Source organism: Tardiphaga sp. 215_C5_N2_1 (assembly GCF_052076055.1).
Lineage (GTDB): Bacteria > Pseudomonadota > Alphaproteobacteria > Rhizobiales > Xanthobacteraceae > Tardiphaga > Tardiphaga robiniae.
The window spans coordinates 3280163-3303941 of record NZ_CP197240.1; the positions used below are offsets into that span (position 1 = coordinate 3280163).

Here is a 23779-nt window from a genome sequence, read left to right on the forward strand (position 1 = left end):
GGCCCTGCTATTATTTTGCTTCAAGCGTCGAATAGGTGCCGCGGCCGATGGCGAGCAGCGCCCCCTTTTCGTCAAACACATCGACGTCAGCGACACCGACGCTCTTGCCGGCACGGCGCACCCGCGACACGGCGACCAAGGCGGTATCGACAGCCGGCTTCAGGTAATCGACCCGGAAGTTCACGGTCGGAAGGCCGCGCCCGACCATCATGCCGACGGCGAAATCGCCGACGGTGTCGATGACCGAGGCAATGACGCCGCCATGCCATTGCTTGGAGCCCGGTCGGCGTTCGAATTCCGGCCGCATCGGCGACCGCATCGTCACTTCCTGCGTTGCCGGATCGGCCTTAATCACCTCAAGGCCGAGGAACAGATTGAACGGCGACACGTCCAGCATTTGCTGAATCTCAGGGGCCGTCAGCGTCTTGACGTCGGGCTTGCTCACGGCGTCACCACGACTTTGCCGAATACCGCACGGTCCTCGATGACGCGCACAGCTTCCTTCGCTTCTTCCAGCGGATAGGTCTTGTCGATCAGTACCTGCAGCTTCTTGGCTGCGACGAGATCGAACAGTTTTGTGATATCGTCACGTTCCCAGCCGTTGGAGCCCTTGATCTCCAGTTCGAAGGTCCAAATGAAGCGAAGATCTTCAGTAGGCGAGTAGCCGGCAGTCGCCCCGCAAGTCAGAATGCGGCCTCCGAGCTTCAGACAGCGCAGCGATTTGACCCAGGTATCGCCGCCGGTGAAGTTGACGACCACATCGACACCGCCGCCTTCGACGAAGCGCCGGCGATGTGGCTTGCCGTGGCGCTCATAGATCGTCTTCATGAAGTCGGACTGCGTGTAGAGGATGATCTCGTCCGCGCCGAGTTCGGTGAGACGCTTACCCTTCTCCTCGCTGCCGGCACAGGCGATCACGTAGGCGCCGGCCAGCTTGGCGAGCTGGACACAGCACACGCCGACGCCGCCGCTGGCGCCAAGGATCAGAACCTTCTCGCCGGCCTTGATCTGGCCGATGGTGTTCATCATGCGAATAGCGGTGCCATAGGCGACCGGCAGCGCGGCCGCCTGCTCAAAGCTGACGCCTTCCGGAATCTTGACGAGCTGATGCGCCTTGGCGCGGCAGAATTCGGCGAGGCCGCCGTCCTGGGTCTCGCCCATCAGGCCGCCTTCGACGCGGTTGACGGGATCGATCAGCACGCGATCACCGATGTTCCAGCCGGTGACGCCCGCGCCAAGTTCGGTGATCTCGCCGACCACGTCGAGACCAATGATGACAGGCAGCGGCACCTTGATGCCGGGCATACCCCGGCGGGTGAAGACGTCGTGATAGTTGATCGACGATGCCCGCACGCGGATGACAACGTCGCCCTCGCCCGCTTTCGGCGTCGGATAATCCGCCGTGAATTGCAGCTTATCGTTATCGCCGTGTTCGTGAAGGACAACTGCTCGCATGATCTACCTCGCTCCGTTGGTTCAGGCTGCGGCGGAGAGGGACCAGCTTGCTAACCCCTCTACCGCCTGTTGAGTGATGGAAATGGCTCGTTCTGTGGTCTCTTCACGCCAGTGCGACGACACGGGCACGAAGCAATCGTGCAGGTCTGCGCGCAGCATGCGAACGCGCTCGCTGTCTTTCTCGGCCTTGAACTTCAGCCAGAGATCGAGCTGCAAGGCGCGACGAACCTTGGTACCGCGCGTACCGAATTCGATTACTGCGCCGACCATCGGTCGCTCGCCGAGGAACCTGGTCATGCCGTGAAACACGAGTCCCTGATAATTGGGCCGCGTAAAATTGTTCGGCTTCTGGCCGACGATGCGGTCACGCCCCCACCAGCGCACGGCTTCCGCATGAAGCGCGCCGCCTTCAGGGTTGAAGCACAGGAAGAAGGACTGGCCGAAATCGCCGATGCCTGTATGCCAATCGATAAAGCCGACGCGCTCGGCCGCGCCGAGATGATCGGCGACAATGGTCTCCAGAGTCAGATTGGACCACTCGCGCCCGTCGCCGCCATAATTGGAACCATCCGGAAAATCGTACTGCCCGCGCGCCAGCGTGTCGAACAGACCGTCGTCTCCATGCGCGTCCTTGAAAGATTCGACGGCGTCGGCGTAGATCTGCAGGGCTGCCGGCGTCCAGTCCTCCGGAAGCAGATGCGGATAGAGCTTCGCATAGCCCGGGTTGGCCGGACGGGGAGCGGCGAAATCGATGAAGTTGCGATTGAGATCGACATTGTTTTCAGTGGTCCGCGTACCCCAGGCAAAGCCGTAGGGATTGATCGCGTGAACGAAGAGAAGCGACACGCCGCGCGGAAGGGCGCGTGCAAAATTGCTCTGCATCCAACCGATCTGCGCCGCCGAACCGCTGAGGCCTTCGAGGCCGTGCGTACCGCTCAGGATCACCAGTTGCGAAGCTGCGCGCGGATCGCCGAGCCGCGCCACGTCGATGCACAGATCCTGGCCATTCGGGCCCTTGAGCGCCGGATGGGTGTAGGTGGTCAACGCGGCGCCGACGTCATTCGCAGCGTTGCGAAACTTCACGCGTGCGCCGTCATAGTCGAGCGCAAAACTCCGGGTGAAATCATTAGGGAGCGCTACCATCACGCCGTGAACCCCAGAGCGACATTGGCTGCATCGGCATGCGACACGATGATGCCATCAGCATAGGGCTTGAAGGAAACGCCGGCCGCATCGAATACGGCGCGCGGCGTGTCGAGCGCCGCGACCTTGAACATCAGCGCGACCATGCGGTCAGTGCCATCCGGGCTGACCAGCGCGGCCCCGACGTAGCGATCGGCCACGGCTGCAGGATCGAGTATGAAGATCGTCGCGGCACCGGCGCTGAACGAAAAGCCGCCATCCGTCGGCGTCAGGAGCGGTGCGCCGAACATGCGTTCATAGAGCGCTGCAGTTCGCGCCGGTTGCTGCGAGGCGATGACAAATTCGACGATTTCAGTAGCGCCATTGGCATGCGTCTGCCATTCGGGGCGCCACACCAGTTCCGGCGTATCATGGTGGCAGAAGAACGTGCGGCCGTTCTGCACTTCGTCGCCCGCCACGCGGATGACCTTGAAACGCGCGTCTTGGGCGCCGCCCGGCAATTCGACCGGCCGCGCGAAGCTCATTGGCTCCATGACGGGAACAGCGTTGTCCTTCAGTGTCGCATAAACCAGATCGGCATCGACGGACTTGAAAACCAGACCGCTCAATCCTGGCGGATGTGTCCAGAGATCTGCACGCATCGTTTCACGCCCCGGCAAATAGCCGAGAAGTTCGAGATAGTTCGTGCCGAAGATCGCCGGGTTATTACTGGAGCCGAGCGTATGGTGACCGCGCTCCGTCAACTGAAAGCCGAGGCGAGTATATTGCGCAGCAGCCTCATCAAGCTGGCCCATCACGTTAATGACGACGTGGTCGAGGACCGGCGAGATCTTACGTTGCGCGGTACGCATATCACTCATACGAAAGCCTCATTGCCTTCCAGGTTAGAGAGACGAGCAAGATCGATGCCAATCCAAAGATCAATCACGCCGATGTCATGCAGCACGTGGTCGCGGCTCTTCTTTCGACATTGAAAAAGCCAGCGCCGCATCCGCGTGCAGAATTGTTGAATTAAAGACGGGAAGATCGATGTGCTCGGGGCCGACCAACAGACATATCTCGGTGCAACCAAGAATTACACCGTCAGCGCCGTGCTCTTTTCCTCGTGCAATCGCATCGAGATAGAGACGGCGCGAATCCTCGCGAACAACGCCTTGGCATAGTTCATCGAAGATGATGTCGTGAATGAACACACGATCGGCCTCAGCCGGAATAACGGGATCTAGCCCGAACCCCTCGCGCAATCGCGTCACATAGAAGTCCTGCTCCATCGTGTAGCGCGTTGCCAGAAGTAGCGGCCGCTGCAACCCTGCAGCCTTCACGGCAGCACCAGTCGCATCGGCAATATGAAGAAGCGGGATCGACACTGCCTGCTGCACTTCGTCGGCAAGCTTATGCATCGTGTTGGTGCAGATCAGAATGCAACCGGCACCGCCTCCTTCCAGATCCCGGGCGATGTCAGCAAGAACCTGGCAGGCCTCGTCCCAACGCCCTTGCTTCTGCAGGCTCACAATCGCATCGAAGTTGATTGAGCGCATCAGAATATCCGCGGAGTGGAGCCCACCGAGCTCCGTGCGGACTTGCTCATTCAGCCGGCGGTAGTAAACAGCAGTACTTTCCCAGCTCATTCCACCAATCAAACCTATCGTCCGCATCACCATTGCTCGCTTCTCCAGTCGATGTATTTGACGGGAACGATAGCATCGGTGCCGCGCAATCCGATTGCGGATCGCAGCGATCATACTCTGTTTGCTTGAGATGAAACTTCATAGTTCGAGCGATCGGCGGAATAGGATTTCAAATTTTTCATTCCGCCGCATCAACGTTTCTTCGCTCGGCCCTGACGGACCAGAATGATGCAACGACGTGCAGCGCCGGGAGTTGCCGTGTGTGTCGCGTGAAATCTCACTGTGTGAGAAGAATGCCGGAGTTCGGTCTGCACCAGGAGTAGAACTCAGTGCCACTTAACACGCATGCGGATCGGACACGTTCCGCGAACACTCCGCATGAGCCGTTCATCTGAAACAAACGAGGTCGCCTCCTGGAGGGAAAGGCGACCTCGTGGAGCGCGCGAATGCCCTCGCGCCGGTCCATGTGCTCTGGGGAAGAGCGCCATATTTGACCACGGCGGCCGCGCTGGGGTGTGACGACGGCATGACACCGCATGTGACAGTTGATCGCATCGGCTGAGTCTTGCGTGTGGTCGTTCGACTTGATGCCTTCCATCAACGCGATATTTTTTTAATCCCGATGCATCGTTCGGATTCTGAACGTCCTAGGCATGACGGGCGTATTGCTCGGCACTCGCGCAGATTATCAGGCGACCTGAGACCCCTATGTTCAGATCTTCGACGTCGACTGGACGGCGCGCCAGAACGGCACGCTGGTTGACGTAGCCCTTGTCAGTAATTTCGCCGCCATCGACAGATAGCGGCTCTGCCAGCAACAGCGCGCAAGTTGCATGGGTGGAAGACCCTCCGCCTGCTGCCTTCAGTCTTGCGAGCCCTTCCCCTATGGACGAACGCACATTTTCGCAGCCAAGCACAGCATCGATGCTCGCTGACTCCGGCAGGCCCGACACGGCGCGGCAGGCAGCCAGATTGGGAACAAGAAGGAAGCGCACATCCTCGCCGCCATGGCCGGCCACGACAATATCCTGAACCAGCGGCGCCAATGCAGAGATTCCCGCCACGCGCAGCGTTCCGACGTTGACCCATGTGCCTGATGTCAGCTTGAAATCCTCGGCGATGCGCCCGTCGAACAGCAAGCCCTGCTCGGGATGAGCCGGATCTGCAAATGCAACGGCATCGCCGATCAGATAGAAGCCGTCCGCATCAAAAGCTTTCGCGGTGAGGTCCGGCGCCTTCCAGTAGCCCGGCGTCACATTGGGCCCGCGCACCCGCACCTCGAACTTGCCGTCAGATGGTACGAGCTTTAGCTCCGTACCGGGAATCGGCACGCCGATATTGCCTGATCTTGGCGCCTGAAAATGACAATCGGTCGCAAGCGGCGATGTTTCCGTCGATCCCCAGGCAGAGACCATCGGCAGCGGACGCCCGATTGTTTCGATGGAAAGTGTCTCCAGCGCCGACCATGTGCTCTGCGGCAGAGCCGCACCGGCATAGAAGACGAACTTGACCTCGTTGAAGAATCGCGCTCGCAACCCATCGTCGTTCCGCAGAGCTGCGATAAGCATGTCGAAGCCACGCGGCACGTTGAAATAGACCGTCGGCATGACGCCGCGCAGATTGGCAATGGACGTCGCGAACAATCCGGGCGCGGGCTTGCCGCTGTCGATGTACAGCGTTCCGCCGTTGCGCAGCACCATATTGAAATTGTGATTTCCCCCGAACGTATGACTCCATGGCAGCCAGTCCAGAAGAACGAGTTCGCTCTGCTGAGTTTCGAGAAACGGCCAGGTCTGTGCCTTGGCCTGCTGGCTCGAGGTCAGCATGCGCTGGGTATTGATGACCGCCTTCGGCGCGCCGGTCGATCCCGACGTGAACAGGAACTTGGCGATCGTATCGGCATCGACCGCTGCGAAGGCATGATAGATCGCTGCGCTCACCGGCGTCGTGATCACATCGGCGTATGAGTATCCCGCCCCGGCAGCCGCGCCACCGCCGATGATGGCGGCAGTGTGAAACGGGCCTATCGCAGCGAGGGCCGGACCGAACTGATGCAGGTTCGAGACGTAGATGGCACCGGGATCGAGAAGTTGAATCGCGCCACGCAGCTTTTCGAAATCCTTCGACATCAGCGAATAGGCCGGCGAAATCGCAGCGACGGGCACACCGACATGCATCGCTGCCAGGGCGAGAACCGCATGCTCGATACCGTTGTCCGATAGCACTGCGAGGGGCCGCTGCGCACTCATCTCCTGTGCAAGAATCCAGCTAGCCGCGCTGCGCACGCGCCGAAGCGTCTCGGCATAGCTCAGCGTCACCCAAGGCACATCCGGACTGGACCGCTCTGCCAGAAAGATCCGCTCCGGCACCTGTTGTGCCCAATGTTCAAGCCAGTCCCCGACACAACGCGCATAGGGACGCAGTGCTGTATCGGATCGAAGAAGGATCGTACCGTCGGATCGCGGTTCTGCGTCAACCGACGGCGTCAGAAAAAATAGACTGCCCGAGCCAGCCGCATTGTCGCGGTCCAGAACCATCGCTTCTCTCCCCCACAACTTACCCGTCTTTGTTCTTGTTCGGGCTGTTCAGTCGAACCGGTCGTTGCCAGTTCGGATGCAACATCGATCAGTAAGTCTCGACGTGATATCTTCCACCGCCGCGCATCGCCGCTTTCAGATCCGACCAATCCATCGACGCGGCGCGGCAAATATCGGCGAAGGCCTCTTCAACGCCGCTTTCCATGCCTTTCAACCCGCAGATATAGACGTGGGTCTGCGCGTCGCGCAGCAGCGACGTGATCGCAGCAGCTTCGCTGCGGATACGATCCTGCACATAGATCCGTGGCTCGCCCGGCACGCGCGAATAGCAGAAGTGCTTGCCCAGCAACTCCTCCGGGACCTTCTGCAGCGGACCGAAATAGGGCAGCTCCTCGGGGCGGCGCGCACCGAAGAACAGGAGCAGCCGCCCGGGCGCGCCAGGCATCGCGCGCCGGCGGCGCTCCGTGAAGCCACGGAATGGCGCAGAGCCCGTGCCAGTGCAGACCATGAGAACATTCGCCGAAGGATCGTTCGGTAGCAAGAAGGTGGCACCGAACGGTCCAGTGACTTCGACCTTTGCGCCACGCGGCAGATCGCACAGGTAGTTCGAGCACAGCCCGCCGGACTCACGTTTCACGGTCAGCGCCAGATTGTTGGTGTTCGGCTTCTCGCCATCGCGCGAACTCGCGATCGAATAGAGCCGCACCTGATGCGGCTTGCCGTCCGCGCCCAGGCCCGGCACGACGATGCCGATGCTTTGGCCTTCGAGGATGGGAAATGGCTGCTCGCCGAAATCCAAGATGATATGGCGCACGTCGGAGTCGGCCGTCGCGTGGGTGAGCCGGAAATTGCCGGTCACCGTGGCCAGTGCGGGCTTGCCGCGGTTATAAAGATTGACCGACGCCTTGCTCGATGACAGCGGCGCGACGGGCTTACCGCCTAGCCCTTTGCGTGCTTCTTCGAGCAACGCGCCGATCTCATCCTCGAGCGCCTCGATGGCGCCCGCGCCAGCGCCGTTGTCCGCGATCTCTTCCTGCGCCGGCAGGTCACTCCAGGAGAACTGCTCGTCGAGCGAATATGGCGCCGCGACGACGCGCCAATTGTCGATCGCGCCGGTCGGACATGGCGAGATGCAATCCATGCAGTAATTGCAGATCTCTGCGTTGACGACATAGTTGTTGTCGTCATGCGTCACCGCATCCACCGGGCAGCTCTCTTCGCAGGTGTTGCACCTGATGCAGATTTCCGGATCGATCAGATGCTGTTTGAAAGGGGCGTTCATGGCAAATCCCGCACGTGCCATCGAGGACTGACAGCGACGGGGGGAAGCTGGAAATCCCTCCGCCGCGCGTGCCCGTTTCAGGCCGCAATCTTTACGTATTCGAAGTCGCCCGGCTTGTTATCGATGCCGACCTTCGGCGCCGATATCCAGCTGGCGAACTTGCCGGGCTCGCTGACCGCCGTCATCAACGACGCGATGAAATCACCGTCGTCAACGGACGGCAGATAGTCGTTCCTGGCTTTCGCCCAGGCGGCATCGCTCATGATGATGCCCTTCGGCGAAGCGTTCACATCGCGGAATTCACCGATCTGGCGATGGAACGCGGTGTGAGGCAGATCGAAGCGGAAATTGACGCCGGCTTTCTCGATGATCTTGTTCCAGCGCTCGACGCCCTTGGCACAATCCGCGGTGTAATCGTCGCGCAGGCGCATGTTGAGCGCGGTCAGCGCCGGCTCGTCGACCAGCTTGATTTCGCCATCGACGAATTTCAGGACCTGATAGATGTCGTTGGTGAGCTGGTGATCATCCTCGATCTTGGTCTCCTGGAAGCGGCCCTTCAGTCCGGAATTGTAGAAATTCGCGGCATTGGTCGAAACTTCCGAACCGAACAGGTCGAGCGACAGCGAATAGTGCAGGTTGATCTTCTTCTGCATGGTCGGCAGGTCGATCACGCCGAGCGCACGGATTTTCTCGATGGCGTTAGGATCCTCGATCCCCGCCGCCTTCATCGCTTCGCAGGTTCGCTGCAACACGCGCCCGACGCCGGTCTCGCCGACGAACATATGATGCGCCTCCTCCGTCAGCATGAAGCGGCAGGTCCGCGACAGCGGGTCGAAGCCGGATTGCGCCAGACTCTCCAACTGCATCTTGCCGTCGCGGTCGGTGAAGAAGGTGAACATGAAGAAGGACAGCCAGTCCGGCGTCGCCTCATTGAACGCACCGAGCATGCGCGGCGCATCGGCATCGCCCGAGCGGCGGCGGAGAAGATCGTCGGCCTCCTCGCGGCCGTCACGGCCGAAATATTTCTGCAGCAGATAGACCATCGCCCAGAGATGGCGGCCCTCCTCCACATTGACCTGGAACAGGTTGCGCAAGTCGTAGAGCGACGGCGCGGTCTGACCGAGATGACGCTGCTGCTCGACCGACGCTGGCTCCGTGTCACCCTGAATGACAACGAGGCGTCGGAGCATCGCTCGATATTCGCCGGGCACTTCCTGCCAGGCGGGTTCGCCCATATGTCGTCCGAAGTTCACCTTGCGCTCGGTGTCCTGCGGCGCCAGCAACACGCCCCAGCGATATTCAGGCATCTTCACATAGTCGAACTTGGCCCAGCCTTTGGGATCGACGGATATCGCGGTGCGCAAATAGACGAGGGATTCCTGAAAACCTTCAGGCCCCATGTCGTTCCACCAATCGAGATAGCCGGGATGCCATCCCTCCAGCGCCTTGAGCACCTGGCGATCCTCGGCCAGATTCACGTTGTTCGGAATCTTGGTGCTGTAGTCGACATTCATGATGTTCATGACTGGGATCTCCCGCTGTATTTCTGATCGTTCGAATTGGGCAAGCCACCGACTTGCATTTATCCAAAGAGTGACACATGGCCGCGCTGTTCCAGTTGCGGACGCTATACGCGCGTCATGTCGAACTGCGCCTTCTGGCCGGTGCCGTAACGTCCAAGCGCGCCGTTCTCGCCGACCGCATTGGGCCGCTGGAAGATCCAGTTCTGCCAGGCGGTCAGCCGTGAAAAAATTTTCGATTCCATCGTCTCCGGCCCAACAAAGCGCAGATTGGCTTCCATGCCTGTGAGGCTGTCGGGTGAGAAGCTGCAGCGTTCTTCGAAGAACACGCGCACCTCGTCATCCCAGTCGATGTCATCGAGCGCGAAGGTGACGAGCCCGAGCTGCTCGGCAGCTTCCGCATCCAGCGGCTCGCCGATCCGCGCTTTCGCGCGGGTGACATCTTCTGGATCGGCCTGGAAGCGCGACTGCAGCCGCGTCAACCCGTGGCTCATCGGGTAAGGTCCGAAATTCATCGCGCTCAATACGATGGCCGGCGGCGCGCGGTTGTCGCCCTGCTTTTGGCCGACCAGCATGTAGGAGCGGTCCGCAGCGAAGACGAGTTCGGCCAGCGTGCCGACAAAGCACGAGCCCGGCTCGACCAGCGTCACCAGCGTGCGCGAGGTCACATCGATGCGCTTCAACACCCGCTTCCAGTATTGCCGGATCTCGTTGACCAGCCAATGAGCCTTGTGCGTTTCGAGGAAGGCGTCATGAGCCAGCACATTGGCGCCTTCGCCATGCGACTTGAACACGAGCATGGCTGTCTCAAGTTCATTGATTCGCAGATGCAGAATGGCGTCGTCCAGCTCGCGCGCCACCTGCAGCGGCCAGAAGGAAGCGCCCCGCGCCATCATGCCCTCGACATCCGACGGCGCCGCCGCGTCAGGCGCTTTAATCGAGATAGTAGCAATTCGCTCTGCGCGATTGATATCGACATTGACCAGACCGTAACGAATACCGCTGTCATCGAAGCAGCGATTCAGCGGTGCCAGCTTGAGACCATCGCCGGCGCCACTACGTTTCGACGTCGCCAGAAACTCTTTGGCCCGCTCCGCGACCTTGGCTTCAAGCTTGCTGTTCGGAATGATGTCATCGACCAGCCGCCACGCCACTGCGCGCTTGCCTTTGATGCCTTCCTCGATCGTGCAGAAGTAATCTGCGTGATCGCGGCGCACCTTGCGCTTGTCGACCACGCGCGTCAGACCGCCAGTGCCCGGCAGCACCGCCAGCAACGGCACTTCCGGCAGCGCCACCGCCGCCGAACCATCGTCCGCCATGATAATGTGATCGGTGGCCAGCGCCAGTTCGTAGCCGCCACCCGCAGCGGTACCGTTGATCACCGAAATGAAGCGCTGGCCGGAATTTTCGCTCGAGTCTTCGAAGCCGTTGCGGGTCTCGTTGGTGAATTTGCAGAAATTGACCTTGTGCGCGTGGGTCGCGCCGGCCAGCATGCGGATATTGGCGCCAGCACAGAACACGCGGTTCTTACCGGAGCGCAGCAGCACAACCTTGACCTCGGGATATTCGAAGCGAAGCCGCTGCACGGCATCTGCCAGTTCGATATCGACGCCGAGATCGTAGGAATTCAGTTTGAGCTGATAGCCTTCGAACAGACCGCCATTCTCATCAACATCCATGGTGAGCGTTGCGATGGCCTTATCGACACTGAGCTTCCAGTGGCGGTAGCGCGACGGATCGGTTTGGAAGTCGATAAATTTGGCGCCGTTCGAGAGAACGCGTTGCTCTGCGGCCATGCTCCACCCTTTGACAGTCTTGATTCATGCGCTGTGCGCCTTGCTTATATGCACAATAATTCATGATATTGAGGGCGTCTAGGAAAATCCGATAGAATTATGCATTTTCTTTCATGTTCCGGTGATCTTGACCGGACCCCGCTCGGCCTCGTCGATCGCCAGTTGATGCGCGAGCGCAGACGCCAGCATCGCGACCGGAAAGTGCTCGGAAAAGCTTCCGGCAATACCCGCCGGCGGACGCATGGCGAGTTCATCGAGTTCGGACAGTGCGTCCTGCAGCAATCGATATGCCGCGCGCGGCCGCTGCAAACTGAGTTTCAGATTGGCATTGGCAACCTGAATACAGGCGCGAAGCAGAATCCGGTCGCGCCCTCTTTGCGGCGCGACCTTCCAGACAGCCTCGAGAATTTCGTGAGCCTCCCAGAAGAAGCCGGCATCGTTGAGCCCGAGCCCATAGCGCAACGCCGGATCACTGGCCGGGACGAAGCTTGCATAGCGCATCGGGACCAGTGCCTTGGCCAGCGCGAGCGTGTCGTGATCAGCCTTCGTCTGCTTGCCGAGCCGATAGGGCCAGCGCGGCATCGCGAGAGAAGGAGTGACAGTCACGATCGTGCTCGCTTACGCAGCGCGTAATTCGCCCTCGCCGTGAAAATGCAGTAGACGATTGGCGAAATCCGCCACGGCCCGCAAGGTTGCCTCGGGGGCTTCGCGATGGGGCGAATGCGCAGCGCCGGGCATGATCTCGACATCCACCGGGCAATAGCATTCGACCTCGGCGATCTCGATCTGCTTCATGGTGCCGTACTGATCGTCGGCTCCCTGCAAAATCTGCACGGGCACGCGCACATAAGCGAGATAGTCGGAAATATCCCAGTCACGGAACTGCGGATCGAGCCATGCGCCGTTCCAGCCATAGAACGCGTTGTCGACGTCATCATGCCAGCGCGCGAGCTTGGCCTTGAGGTCGCCCTGCTCGTAACTCGTTTTGATTTCGGCGATCGACGTGACGGAAATATCCTCAACGACGAAATGCGGCGCAATCATCGAGACGCCGCGGATGCGATGATCCTGAATGCCGCCGGCATAGATTGCGGCGATGGATCCGCCATCGGAATGACCGACCAGCAAGCCGCGGCGAAAGCCGATGGCATCGAGCAGTTGCGGTAGCACCTCGAGTGCTTCGACATGCATGTAGTCCAGCGGCCGCGGCAGCGCGACCGGCGTCGATGCACCGTAGCCAGCGCGCGAATAGACGAAGACGCCGGCGCCGGTCGCTGCCTGAAGTTTGTCCGGGAAGTCGCCCCACAGCGCGACCGAGCCCAGCCCTTCATGCAGCAGCACGATGGTCGGCGCTGCATCCGGTTGCGGACCGATCATGCGGTATTCGAGTTCGGACGCACCGATGGTCAGCCGTCCCGCGGATTGCAATGCACTCATCTTGTCATCCATCTCTCGGTTTCAGACCGTCGCTCCATCGCGCAATTTGTAGCGCTGGATTTTTCCGGTGGCTGTTTTGGGAAGGGAATCGACAACCTCGATCCAGCGTGGATATTTCCACGGACCGATCCGTTGCTTGACGTGATCCTTCAATGATTCGCGCAGGCCCTCGACCACGGCATTCGGTTTCAGCACCACGAAAGCCTTCGGCTTCAACAGCCCCTCGGCGTCGGCCTCCGGCACGACCGCCGCTTCGGATACGGCGGGATGGGCGATCAGCGCGCTCTCGACCTCGAACGGAGACACCCAGATGCCGGACACCTTGAACATGTCATCGGCACGTCCGCAGAACGTATAGCGCCCGTCGGCGTCGCGCACATATTTGTCGCCGGTGCGCGTCCAATGCCCTTCGAAGGTGCGACGACTCTTGCTGCGTTGATTCCAGTATCCCTCGCCGGCGGAAGGCGCATCGACCAGCAACTCGCCGATTTCTCCATCGGCGACATCGAGCCCCGCGTCATCGACGAGCCGCACACGATAACCTGGTACCGGCCTTCCGGACGTGCCGTATTTGATATCGCCGGGAGCATTCGACAGAAAGATATGCAGCAGTTCGGTTGAGCCGACGCCATCGAGAATATCGACGCCGAAGCGGCTCTTCCAGCCATTCCCCACCGGCTCCGGAAGCGCTTCGCCGGCCGAGGTGCAAATGCGCAGGCGCGGGAGGCGAGCTTCCGTTTTGAACCCCTCATCGTTCAGCATCGCCGCGAACAATGTCGGCACCCCGAAAAAGATGCTCGGCTGATATCGCCGCATCAGGCCGAACATCGTGGCCGGCGTGGGTCGCTCCGGATTGAGCACCGTCGTAGCGCCGACCGACATGGGAAATGTCATGGCGTTGCCGAGACCGTAGGCGAAGAACAATTTGGCCGCAGACAGTCCGACATCGTCCTCGCGGATGCCGAGAACCTGCTTGCCATAGGTGGTCGCCGTTGCCTCCAGACTGGCGTGCAGATGGCGAACGCCTTTCGGCATGCCCGTGGATCCGGACGAATACAACCAGAAGGCAGGTTCGTCCGCATGGGTCGCGACCGTGGCGAAGCTTGTGCTCTCATTCCTGACTTCGTCAGCCAGACTCTTGCGGCCATTGCCAGCGCCACCGACCACAATCACATGCTCAAGATCCGGCAAACGACCGAGCATCTCGTCGACCGCCGGCAACAACGCCGCGGAAATGAACAACACGCGCGCCCGGCAATCGGCCAGCACATAGGCATATTGGTCCGAGGTCAGCAGAGTGTTGAGCGGCACCGGGACGATGCCGGCCCGGATCGCGCCGAGGAACACCACAGGAAAGTCGACGGTGTCGAGCATAATCATCGCGACGCGTTCTTCGCGCCGGACACCGAGCCGCTTCAGTAAATTGGCCAGTTGGCAGCTTTTTACCTGCAGGTCGCCATAGGTCAGTTCGGTCACGGTATCGGTGAAGGCGAGCTTGCTGCCACGGCCCTCATCGATGTTGCGGTCGAGAAGCCAGGTCACCGCATTGTAAGAACTGGACGGCCCACTCATGATGCGTCTGCACCTTGGGCGATTCCACAACCGTTGCTCACGGTGCTCTCCCTATCGTCTTTTTTGAATTATAATTCATATAAAGTCACCAACTCCGGTTGCTGTCAATCGCATCCGGAATTATCTTTCCTGAAATCCTCTGCGAGCACGCACACCACATGACCGACCAGGCCGATCCCGAAACTGCCTTTCTTGAACAGCTCGGTCAGCGTGTCCGCACCATGCGCGGCATGCGCGGCATGTCGCGAAAGGTGCTGGCAAAAGTGTCAGGGATTTCGGAGCGCTACATCGCGCAACTGGAAAGCGGCAAGGGCAACGTGTCTATCGTGCTGCTGCGCCGGGTGTCCGGCGCCATGGGTGCCCATCTCGAAGATCTGATTCCGGCGGACGAACCGACAACGGAGTGGCCGGTCATTCGCGACCTCGTTCGCAACGCGACACCGAACCAGATCGCCCAGGCCAAGGACGTTCTCGCCGGACGCGGGAACGGTCAGTTCCAGAATTATATGTCATTCAGCGGCATCGCCCTGATCGGGCTGCGCGGCGCCGGAAAATCGACGCTTGGCAAATTGTTGGCGGACAAGATCGGCTGGAGCTTCGTCGAACTCAACAAGGAGATCGAGCAGCACAACGGACTATCGGTCGCCGAGATCATCGCCCTCTATGGACAGGAGGGCTTTCGCCGCATGGAACAGGCCGCGCTGAACGGCCTGCTCGGACGCAAGGAGCCCATCGTCCTTGCGACCGGCGGCGGCATCGTCTCGGAACCCGTGACCTTCGATCGCGTATTGTCGTCGTTCTACACGATCTGGCTCAAGGCCAAGCCCGAAGAGCATATGGCGCGCGTCCGCCGCCAGGGTGACTTGCGCCCGATGGCCGACGACCGCTCCGCCATGCAGGAATTGCGCACGATCCTGCTGAGCCGCGAACCGCTCTATTCCCGCGCATCCGCCATTGTCGATACGGCCGGCCTCAGCAAGGACAAGGCTGCCGCGCAACTGGTCGGCGCAGTATCGCGCGTGTTGAACACCAATGCCCAGGCTTTCGGACTGAGAAGCGCTGCGTCGTGACACTGGGCGAGCTTCTGCAAGCACGCGGCTTCGATCCCGCCGGTGTCATGGCGATCCGCAACACCCTGCATTCCGAAGACGTCTCAAACGATTTCCGCGATCTCGCCGATGTCATCAGCGCCAATGCGCTGCCGATGTATGACCGGATGCAGGACGGACCACGCATCGCGCATCAGACAGCCGTGCTCTCCTTTGCCGCAACAGACGGCGGGCAGGCACGCCTGACAAGCCTGCGAACCTTCCTGCTGCGCAAGCCGGGAAGCGTTCCCGGCGATATCGTCTATGACTACGACGCCGCCCACCTGCTGCACAGCTTCATCGCGCGCGCAACGACGCCCTGTTTTTATGACGTCATTGACCGGGAAGAACTCAACGATCTGTTCGGCCGTCTGGTCGTGCAATGGCCGGAGCCGCTTTCCGACAATATTCTTGCGGCCGATGACGATGCGTTGACCGTCGTCGTGGCCTGATCGCTCAAACGCCGAGATGGCGCTCCAGCACGCCGGGCTGCGCGGCCAATGCTGCCGGCGTTCCGTCGAACACCACGCAGCCTTTCGACAGGATCACCATTCGGTCGGCGACTTTTGCCAGACTCCTGAAATCCTTGTCGACGACGATGGTCGCAATGCCCTCGCCCCGGACCATCGCCAGCGTTTGCCAGATCGACTGCGCCACCAGCGGTGCCAAACCTTCCGTGGCTTCGTCGATCATGATCATATCTGGATTGGTCATCAGCGCGCGGCCGATGGTCAGCATCTGCTGCTCACCCCCCGACAGTTGATGCCCTCCATTGTTGCGGCGTTCGTGCAGACGCGGAAACAGCTCGAAGATTTTCGGCAGGGTCCAGGATTGACGACCATGATTTCCTGGTCGCGCAGCCATCACCAGATTTTCGATCACCGATAGCGAGCCGAAAATGCCCCTCCCCTCCGGCACCAGTGCCATGCCGCATCGCGCGATCGTTTCGGGCGCTGCATTGCGGATATCGCGGCCGTCGAAACGCAAACTGCCACGGCAAAGGGGCATCAATCCCATCAGCGAGCGCAGCAGTGTGGTCTTGCCCATACCGTTGCGACCGATCAGCGCGACCTGCTCACCCGGCGCAAAGGTCAGATCGACGCCGTGCAGAATCTGGCTGGCGCCGTAAAACGCATCGAGCTTTTTCACCTCGAGCAAGGCCATTACGCGACGCCTCCATCAGCCCCGAGATAGGCGGCGCGTACGCCAGGATCCACGCGCACGTCCTGTGGCAAACCTGTGGCAATGACACGACCGTCCTGCATCACCGTCAACCGGTCCGCGAGTTCGAACACTGCATCCATGTCGTGCTCCACCACCAGCAGCGCACGGTCGGCCTTCAGCGACGCAATCAATCCGATGATGCCCCGCGCCTCCGATGGTCCCATGCCGGCCAGTGGCTCATCGAGCAGAATGACCTGCGGATTGGTCGCCAGCACCATCGCGATTTCGAGCTGGCGCTGTTCGCCGTGGCTCAATCTGTCGGCGATGACCTGCGACCGTGTGGACAATCCGACCCGGTCGATCGCATCGGTGACCAACTGGAGGTATGGCCGGTCGGACCGCGTGCCGCCAAACATCCGGAGCGGCGCGGTTGAACGAGCCTGCGCCGCAAGACGCACATTCTCATGAACACTGAATTGCGCAAACAACGTCGTCTTCTGATAGGCGCGGCCGAGGCCGGCGCGCGCGCGTCGGTCCGGCGATAACGATGTAATATCCGCGCCATTCAACAGGACCTCACCCGAGGTTGGCAGAAGTTCGCCGGCCAGCAGATTGATCAGTGTGGATTTTCCGGCACCGTTCGGGCCGATCACCGCATGGATCTCGCCGGCGCGAATGTCGATCGACACATCGGAAACGGCCAGCAGGCCTCCGAAGCGCTTCTGCAATCCAGCGGCACGCAGCGCAATGTCATGCATGGCGGGCTTCCGCAGCTGCAGGCTTGATTTCGGCCGCGCGTTGCGGCGACGCCCCGAACACCATCGACCAGATCTGCCGGACACCGTTGGGTAGCAGGATAACGATGCCGATGATGATCAGGCCTTCGACAAGCTTCCAGTTGTCGAGATGCGCCTTCAGCACTTCTTCCATGCCGATCAGAACCAGCGCACCGACGAGCGGCCCGGTGACCGAGCGCAGGCCACCGATCAGCACCATGACCAGGATTGTCGCCGACTGGTGCCATCCCAGCATCTGCGGCGCGACGAAACCGAACTGCGCCGCGGCCAGATAACCGGCAACGCCCGCCAGCGCGCCAGACAGGGTGAACGCCGTCAGGCGGAGGCGGAAGATCGGAAAGCCGAGCGACCGTGCCCGGCGCTCATTGTCCCGGGCTGCCGCCAGCGCCCGCCCGAACGCTGAGCGGACCACCATCGTGAGCAGAGCGATCACGCCCACCAGGAAACCCAGCACGACAAAGTAGAAAGTCATGGGCTTGTCGAGATCGAGCAATTGACGGCCGGCAATGGCGATCTCGGGCCGGATATTGATGGAGATACCATCCGATCCGCCCGCGAATTTGGTATCGTGGAAGAAGAAGAACAGCATCTCGCCAAAGGCGAGCGTCACCATGATGAAATAGACACCGCGGGTGCGCAGCACCAGTGCGCCAATCAGCAGGGCCGCCGTGCCAGAGCACAGGATCGCAATCGGAAGCGTCGTTAACAGCGACGCCGCATCATAACGAGGCGACATCAGCGCAAGCACATATCCGGCGAGGCCGAAAAAGGCGGCATGACAGAGGCTCACCAGACCGCCATGGCCAACCACGAGATTCAGTGACATGGCCAGCATGCCCATGATGAGCGCCTTGGCAAAAAACTGCGTGTAATAGGTCGACACGCAGAATGGCAGCGCAATCGCCATAGCCAGACAGGCTATGCCGAACAACCGGGCCCGCAGATTGGGCATGCCCATATCAAGCATCCTGGCGTCCGAGAATTCCACTGGGCCGCCACAGCAACACGGCTGCCATCACCACATAGATCAGAATGCTGGACACACTGGGAAAGAACACCTTTCCGAACGTATCTGTGAGGCCGATCAGTAGTGCGCCGACGGCTGCGCCAGCGACCGAACCGATGCCACCGAGCACGACCACGACAAAGGACAGGATCAGCATGCCATCCCCCATGCCGGGAAACACTGTCGAGATCGGCGCGATCAGGATGCCGCCGAGCGCCGCCAGCGCGATGCCGGCGGCGAAGACGTAGCGATTGACCCGGTCGAACTTGATGCCGAGCACGCGCGCCATCTCACGATTTTCCGAGCCCGCCCGCACGATCATGCCGATCTTGGTGCGCGTGATTACGAAGAAGATGACGAGTGCCACCATCAGGCAGAATACACAGATCGCCAGCCGGTAGACCGGATAGGACAGATTGTCGGTCAGCTGGATCGACCCCGACAACCACGCGGGTGGAGCAACCGCGTGCACGTCCTTGCCGAACAGCAACTGCCTGATTTCATCGATGACCAGGATGAGGCCGAAGCTGAGCAGCACCTGCGCCAGATGATCCCGGCCGTAGAGAAGACGAACGAAGACGGTCTCAAGCAGAATGCCGGCGATGAAGGCAACCAGCACGCCGCCAAGCAAGGCGACCACAAAACTGCCGGTCATCAACGTGATCCAGTAAGCCAGATAGGCGCCGAGCATATAGAACGCGCCATGGGCGAGATTGATGACCCCCAGGATGCCGAACACCAGTGTCAGGCCGCTCGCGACCAGGAACAGGACTGCGCCATACTGAACCGCATTCAGCAACTGAACGCCTAGTGTGATGAGGTCCATCAGATCAATCCAGTCACGGCGGGCCACCTTCAGTCGCCGGCGCAATCAAGCATGAGGCCGTACCTGGCTTCGCAGCTACGCCTCCGTCACGGACGGTATTGCGCGTAACAGGCTTCGACGATTCGATCTTCATCGACAGACCGCGCAACGATGCGTCAGGTCATCTTGCAGCCCCGCGCGGGATCGTCGACATCGGCCTGGGCGATCGAGATCATCTCGTTACGCCCGTTGCGGACCTCGCGCAGATAGATGTTCTGGATCGGGTTATGCGCCTTGTTGAAGGACAGCGGCCCGCGCGGACTGTCGATCTTCGCAGCCCCCATCGCCGCGATCATCTTGTCGCGCGCATTGAAGTCGCCGCCGACGGCGGTCAGCCCGATATCCAGCAGCGCCGCGCCATCGTAGCCCTGTACGGCGTAGATATCGCCGTCCTTGCCTGTCTTGGCCTTGAAGGCTTTGAGGAAGGCGAGATTGGCGGGATTATCGAGATTGTCCGCGTAATGCAGCGTCGTCCTGATGCCCTTGGCGGCTTCACCCTGCGCTTCGATGGTACCGTCGGTCAGAAAGCCCGCGCCATAAAGCGGAATGGTCTTGTTCAGGCCGGCCGCCACATAGTCCTTGACGAATTTCACCGCGCCACCGCCTGCAAAGAAGCTGAACACGGCATCGGGCTTCAACTGTGCTATCTGCGTGATCAGTGCCTGAAATTCCACCTCCGGAAATGGCACCGTCAGGTCAGCTACGATCTTGCCGCCGTTCTTGGTGAAGTTTTCAGCGAAGGCGCCGATCATCTCCGCACCGGCGGTATAACGCCATGTGATCGTGACCACGTTCTTGATACCGGCATCGGCCATCACCTTGCCCATCGGGTAGGTGCTCTGCCAGTTCGAGAACGACGTACGGAAGATGTTCGGCGCGCAGGCTGGACCAGTCGCATCATTGGCGCCAGCATTCGGAATGATCAGAAGTGTCTTGGTGTCGCGCGCGACCTTGACCATCGCCATGGCCACGCCGGAATGAACGGTGCCGACAACGACGTCAGCCTTCTCGCGGCCGACCAGCCGGTTCATGTTGTCGGTGGCTGATTCCGGCTTCGATTCATCGTCCACCTGCACGAACGCAATGTCGCGCCCACCGAGCTTGCCGCCCTTCTGTTCGACATAAAGGCGGAAGCCGTCATCGATGAACTGGCCAAGCTTCGCATAGGTCCCGGTGTAGGGAAGCATCATCCCCACCTTCAATGGCGCGTTCTGCGCGATGGCCGGGCTATGAAGCGGCGACGTCGCAATGAATGTTGCTGCACCGGCGGTCCCGGACAGCATGGCGCGCCGCGTCAACGGACGCAGAAACCCCTTGGTGGTCATCGGCTCGTCTCCCCTCGGAATAATTGATGACCGGTTGATCCGGCCTACCAATGCAGATTGACGCCAGGTGGGAGCATTGCCCTCCACCCGCGCTCGCATCTCTGCAGCATAATGCACGAAATTGGAAAAGATCAAGAATTATAATTCATAGTCAGCGGCAGTGGGTAGCCACGCTCATTCAAATCAATCGCTGTTCACCATCATGGCGGCTGCTGGCGTTGCCGGCGCATAGTTGCGCAGGGCAGCAAGAATGGAGCGGGCGCCGCGCCGCGCGCCTTCGGTCTGTACCCAGACCAGCGACAGGATAAGTTCAAGCCCGGGATCAACCGGCAGCGCCACGAGGCGTGCATCGAACGAGACGAGCGCGCTTTCGGGGAGTACTGACACGAAGCCGAAATCCAGCATCAGGTTGGCAATGATCGGGATCGAGTCGATTTCCGTGATTGTCAGCGCATCGATCTCTGCCTGAGGCAGCAATTGCGCCAGCAGTTTGTGCGCGGCTTGGCCGAGCCCGGTGCGTCGGCTGGGTAGCGCTAGCGGCTGTTGCCGAAGCACCTGCATGACATCGGGCTGGTCACCCAGCACCGCGCGCGCGCCGACGACCACAAGCTTCGATCGCACCAGCGCCCGAGACGAGACATCGGCCGGGATCGTATCGCTGTCGATCAGCGCGACGTCGCACCGTTTGTCTTTCAGGCCGGTCAGCAGATCCTCTGCCGTACCATTGGTGACAAACAGCGGCTGCGTCGGCCGATCCCGCTGCCAGGCTGCGACGAGAAAGGCCAGCAGCCGCGCGACATTGCTTTCATGGCCGAGCGGCATCACCGCCCCGAGCCTGATGGTGGCATTGGTCGAACGAAAACGCTCACGCGCACGCCGTGACAGTCGCTGCATGGTTTTTTCAAGTTCAGCCAGCGACGTGACCAGCAACTGGCATGCCGGCGTCGGCGTGACACCGATACGGGAGCGATGAAACAACACGCTGCCGAGTTCATCTTCAACGCGTGCAATCTGACGCGCGAGTTGCGGCTGACCGAGACGGATGATGCGTGCGGCACGACGAACGCTGCCAGTTTCCGCAACCAATGCGACACGCTGCAAGGCCGTGAGACTGACATCACACTCGGCGCAGAAAGCCCGTGCTGCATCGCCTGCCCTATCGGGCGCGATCATCCCCATCGCGATATCCGCTGCGGCTTCAATCTCGTCCAGCATTCGCCGTGCCTCAAGCGTGAGAAAGCTCGCGGCACCTACGCGATTCAACAACGGCGCTGCGATGGAGCGCTCGAACCGTTTCACCGCTGCCGAGAGCGTACTGGGTGCGCGTCCAAGTTGGCGCGCGGCCTCACGCACATTGCCGCAACGGAGCACCACGGCTGTCATCACCAAGGTCGCAATGTCCATTCCATTGTCATCCGGGTCTGTAGTCGATTTTTCCGCGCTGCAGCGAGAGCGTATAGGATGTCCACCAAATGGGATATCCCCCCGATGCGCAATTGCGTTAGCCTTCGTAACAGGGACCGCGGAGCCAGATGCCGGCTTGGCCTGGCCGCACCAATGGAGGTGTTCGATGAAAGCAATGATCCTTGCCGCCGGGCTTCTGGCCCTTGCCAGTCCCGCATTCGCTCAGACGCAGGAACCGCTGAAGTCCGCGATCGACTCGACCTTCGCGCCGCATGCGATGCCCAAACTGTCGGGCGGCCTCGAAGGCTTCAACATCGACGTCGTTGACGAAATGTCGAAGCGCATCAAGCGCCCGATCACGGTGGAAGGCGCGCAATTCGCCGGTCTCATTCCGGCTCTGCAGGCCGGCACCTACGACTTCCTCGCTGCTGTGGTCACTGTCACGCCCGAGCGCGCGCAGCAGTTGCTGTTCATGGAAGGCTTCGTCGACGCCGACTATCGTTTCATGACACTGGCTTCGGCACCTCCCATCACCAAACTCGAAGATCTCTCCGGCAAGACCATCGCCGTGCAGAAAGGCGCGATCTACGAGAAATGGGTCAACGACAATGCCGCCAAATATGGCTGGAAGTCGGAATCCTTCGCCACCAGCACCGACGCGGCGCAGGCCGTGCTCGCCGGCCGTGCCGACGCCAACATCTCGGCCGCCACCGTCGTCGCCTGGATCGTGAAGAACAATCCGCGGCTGAAGAATGCCTTTCTCTACAAGACGGGCCTCGTCTGGAGCATGCCGCTGCGCAACGGCAATACTGAATTGCGCAACAAGCTCGAAGACGCACTGGTCTGCATGAAGCAGGACGGCACGTTGAAGAAACTCTACGTAAAATGGTTCGGTGTCGAGCCGGAGGCCGGTTCGGCGACCACCACCATCTATCCCGGCTATGGCGCACCGGGCGTTGCCGGCTATGACGCGACCGAACAAAAGCCGACCTGTTCATGAGTTCGGCAGCAGCAGCGCCTGTGCCCCGCTATCTGCTCGAAGCACGCGGCGTCCGGAAGAGCTTCGGCACCACGGAAGTCCTGAAGGGCGTCGATCTTTTGGTCGAGCCAGGCAAGCTGGTCTTTCTGATCGGCCCGTCCGGCTCGGGCAAGAGTACCTTGCTGCGCTGTTGCAATCGTCTGGAGGAGCCGGACGGCGGCTCCATCATCATGGACAATGTCGACCTGCTGTCGCCGCGCACCGATATCAATGCCGCACGGCGACAGATCGGCATGGTGTTCCAGAGCTTCAACCTTTATCCGCATCTCACTGTGCAGAAGAACATCACGCTGGCCCTGCGCAAGGTGGCCGGCATGAGCACCGCTGACGCCAATGCCCGTGCCGCGGAGATGCTGGCGCTGGTGGGTCTGCCCGACAAGGCCGCGGCCTATCCCGCGCAACTCTCCGGCGGCCAGCAGCAACGGATCGGCATCGCGCGTTCGCTCGCGCTCAATCCCAAGATCATCCTGATGGACGAGCCGACCTCGGCGCTCGACCCGGAACTCGTCGGCAGCGTGCTCGCCGTCGTCAAGGATCTGCGTGCCCGCGGCATCACCATGGTGATCGCCAGCCACGAGATGAATTTCGCCCGCGAGGCCGCCGACAAGGTCGTGTTCCTCGATGGCGGTCTCGTCATCGAGCAAGGCAGTGCCGAAGACGTTTTCCTCCGGCCGCAGGAAGATCGCACCAAACGTTTCCTCGCGCAGATCAGGCACTAGGT

22 protein-coding genes are annotated in these 23779 nt (G+C 60.8%); 4 read left to right on the forward strand and 18 right to left on the reverse strand.

The genetic code is table 11. The features are described 5' to 3' along the window. Window positions 1-10: 10 nt before the first annotated feature. From AB7828_RS15670 to AB7828_RS15725, 12 genes are all read right to left on the reverse strand, one after another. On the reverse strand, window positions 11-445 hold the full coding sequence (locus tag AB7828_RS15670; protein ID WP_199711956.1) for a PaaI family thioesterase: 435 nt from the start codon (window positions 443-445) through the stop codon (window positions 11-13). Next, window positions 442-1455 carry a zinc-binding dehydrogenase gene (locus AB7828_RS15675; RefSeq protein ID WP_120286977.1) on the reverse strand — a complete coding sequence of 338 codons (1014 nt, stop codon included), beginning with the start codon at window positions 1453-1455 and terminating at the stop codon, window positions 442-444. Before AB7828_RS15675 ends, AB7828_RS15670 begins: the two co-directional genes overlap by 4 nt. 21 nt (window positions 1456-1476) lie before the next feature. Further along, window positions 1477-2598: a M14 family metallopeptidase gene (locus AB7828_RS15680; protein ID WP_441232250.1), complete on the reverse strand. Its 1122-nt coding sequence runs from the start codon at window positions 2596-2598 to the stop codon at window positions 1477-1479. Continuing rightward, window positions 2598-3458, reverse strand: coding sequence for a VOC family protein (locus AB7828_RS15685; protein ID WP_441230537.1), 861 nt, complete (start codon window positions 3456-3458; stop codon window positions 2598-2600). The genes AB7828_RS15680 and AB7828_RS15685 overlap by 1 nt, the downstream gene beginning before the upstream one ends. A gap of 75 nt (window positions 3459-3533) precedes the next feature. Continuing rightward, window positions 3534-4253: an aspartate/glutamate racemase family protein gene (locus AB7828_RS15690; RefSeq protein WP_120287977.1), complete on the reverse strand. Its 720-nt coding sequence runs from the start codon at window positions 4251-4253 to the stop codon at window positions 3534-3536. A 620-nt stretch (window positions 4254-4873) separates the two neighbouring features. Continuing rightward, window positions 4874-6763: a feruloyl-CoA synthase gene (locus AB7828_RS15695; protein ID WP_441230538.1), complete on the reverse strand. Its 1890-nt coding sequence runs from the start codon at window positions 6761-6763 to the stop codon at window positions 4874-4876. 88 nt (window positions 6764-6851) lie between these two features. After that, window positions 6852-8045 (reverse strand): benzoyl-CoA 2,3-epoxidase subunit BoxA, encoded by a 1194-nt coding sequence (boxA, locus tag AB7828_RS15700; RefSeq protein ID WP_441230539.1) that lies wholly within the window; start codon window positions 8043-8045, stop codon window positions 6852-6854. A 77-nt stretch (window positions 8046-8122) separates the two neighbouring features. Further along, a complete protein-coding gene (gene boxB, locus AB7828_RS15705) occupies window positions 8123-9568 on the reverse strand; it encodes a benzoyl-CoA 2,3-epoxidase subunit BoxB (protein WP_120286981.1) in 1446 nt (481 codons plus the stop codon). A gap of 104 nt (window positions 9569-9672) precedes the next feature. Further along, window positions 9673-11361, reverse strand: a complete 1689-nt coding sequence (boxC, locus tag AB7828_RS15710) for a 2,3-epoxybenzoyl-CoA dihydrolase (protein ID WP_441230540.1) — start codon at window positions 11359-11361, stop codon at window positions 9673-9675. Window positions 11362-11472: 111 nt separating this feature from the next. Further along, window positions 11473-11967, reverse strand: a complete 495-nt coding sequence (locus AB7828_RS15715) for a DUF309 domain-containing protein (RefSeq protein ID WP_441230541.1) — start codon at window positions 11965-11967, stop codon at window positions 11473-11475. 12 nt (window positions 11968-11979) lie between these two features. Then, window positions 11980-12798, reverse strand: coding sequence for an alpha/beta fold hydrolase (locus tag AB7828_RS15720; RefSeq protein ID WP_441230542.1), 819 nt, complete (start codon window positions 12796-12798; stop codon window positions 11980-11982). Between the two features lie 21 nt (window positions 12799-12819). Then, window positions 12820-14370: a benzoate-CoA ligase family protein gene (locus tag AB7828_RS15725; protein WP_441230543.1), complete on the reverse strand. Its 1551-nt coding sequence runs from the start codon at window positions 14368-14370 to the stop codon at window positions 12820-12822. Window positions 14371-14528: 158 nt separating this feature from the next. Between AB7828_RS15725 and AB7828_RS15730 the strand changes: the two genes are divergently transcribed. Beyond that, complete coding sequence (locus tag AB7828_RS15730) at window positions 14529-15440, forward strand: helix-turn-helix transcriptional regulator (RefSeq protein WP_441230544.1); 912 nt, start codon at window positions 14529-14531, stop codon at window positions 15438-15440. After that, window positions 15437-15910 (forward strand): hypothetical protein, encoded by a 474-nt coding sequence (locus AB7828_RS15735; protein WP_441230545.1) that lies wholly within the window; start codon window positions 15437-15439, stop codon window positions 15908-15910. Before AB7828_RS15730 ends, AB7828_RS15735 begins: the two co-directional genes overlap by 4 nt. Window positions 15911-15914: 4 nt before the next feature. Here the strand turns inward: AB7828_RS15735 and AB7828_RS15740 are convergent, their stop codons facing one another. The 6 genes from AB7828_RS15740 to AB7828_RS15765 all read right to left on the reverse strand — a co-directional run bounded on the left by AB7828_RS15740 (window position 15915) and on the right by AB7828_RS15765 (window position 22019). Then, on the reverse strand, window positions 15915-16622 hold the full coding sequence (locus AB7828_RS15740) for an ABC transporter ATP-binding protein (RefSeq protein ID WP_441230546.1): 708 nt from the start codon (window positions 16620-16622) through the stop codon (window positions 15915-15917). Then, a complete protein-coding gene (locus AB7828_RS15745) occupies window positions 16622-17380 on the reverse strand; it encodes an ABC transporter ATP-binding protein (protein ID WP_441230547.1) in 759 nt (252 codons plus the stop codon). The genes AB7828_RS15740 and AB7828_RS15745 overlap by 1 nt, the downstream gene beginning before the upstream one ends. Next, window positions 17373-18377: a branched-chain amino acid ABC transporter permease gene (locus tag AB7828_RS15750; RefSeq protein WP_439064910.1), complete on the reverse strand. Its 1005-nt coding sequence runs from the start codon at window positions 18375-18377 to the stop codon at window positions 17373-17375. Before AB7828_RS15750 ends, AB7828_RS15745 begins: the two co-directional genes overlap by 8 nt. Before the next feature lies 1 nt (window position 18378). After that, window positions 18379-19251, reverse strand: coding sequence for a branched-chain amino acid ABC transporter permease (locus tag AB7828_RS15755; protein WP_439064911.1), 873 nt, complete (start codon window positions 19249-19251; stop codon window positions 18379-18381). Window positions 19252-19406: 155 nt separating this feature from the next. Continuing rightward, window positions 19407-20615, reverse strand: a complete 1209-nt coding sequence (locus AB7828_RS15760; protein WP_441230548.1) for an ABC transporter substrate-binding protein — start codon at window positions 20613-20615, stop codon at window positions 19407-19409. A gap of 183 nt (window positions 20616-20798) precedes the next feature. Continuing rightward, entirely contained in the window at window positions 20799-22019 is a 1221-nt protein-coding gene (locus AB7828_RS15765; protein WP_439064913.1) for a LysR family transcriptional regulator, read from the reverse strand. Between the two features lie 166 nt (window positions 22020-22185). Between AB7828_RS15765 and AB7828_RS15770 the strand changes: the two genes are divergently transcribed. Further along, window positions 22186-23019, forward strand: a complete 834-nt coding sequence (locus AB7828_RS15770; RefSeq protein WP_149534228.1) for a transporter substrate-binding domain-containing protein — start codon at window positions 22186-22188, stop codon at window positions 23017-23019. Then, on the forward strand, window positions 23016-23777 hold the full coding sequence (locus AB7828_RS15775; protein WP_093756989.1) for an amino acid ABC transporter ATP-binding protein: 762 nt from the start codon (window positions 23016-23018) through the stop codon (window positions 23775-23777). The genes AB7828_RS15770 and AB7828_RS15775 overlap by 4 nt, the downstream gene beginning before the upstream one ends. Window positions 23778-23779 lie beyond the last annotated feature (2 nt).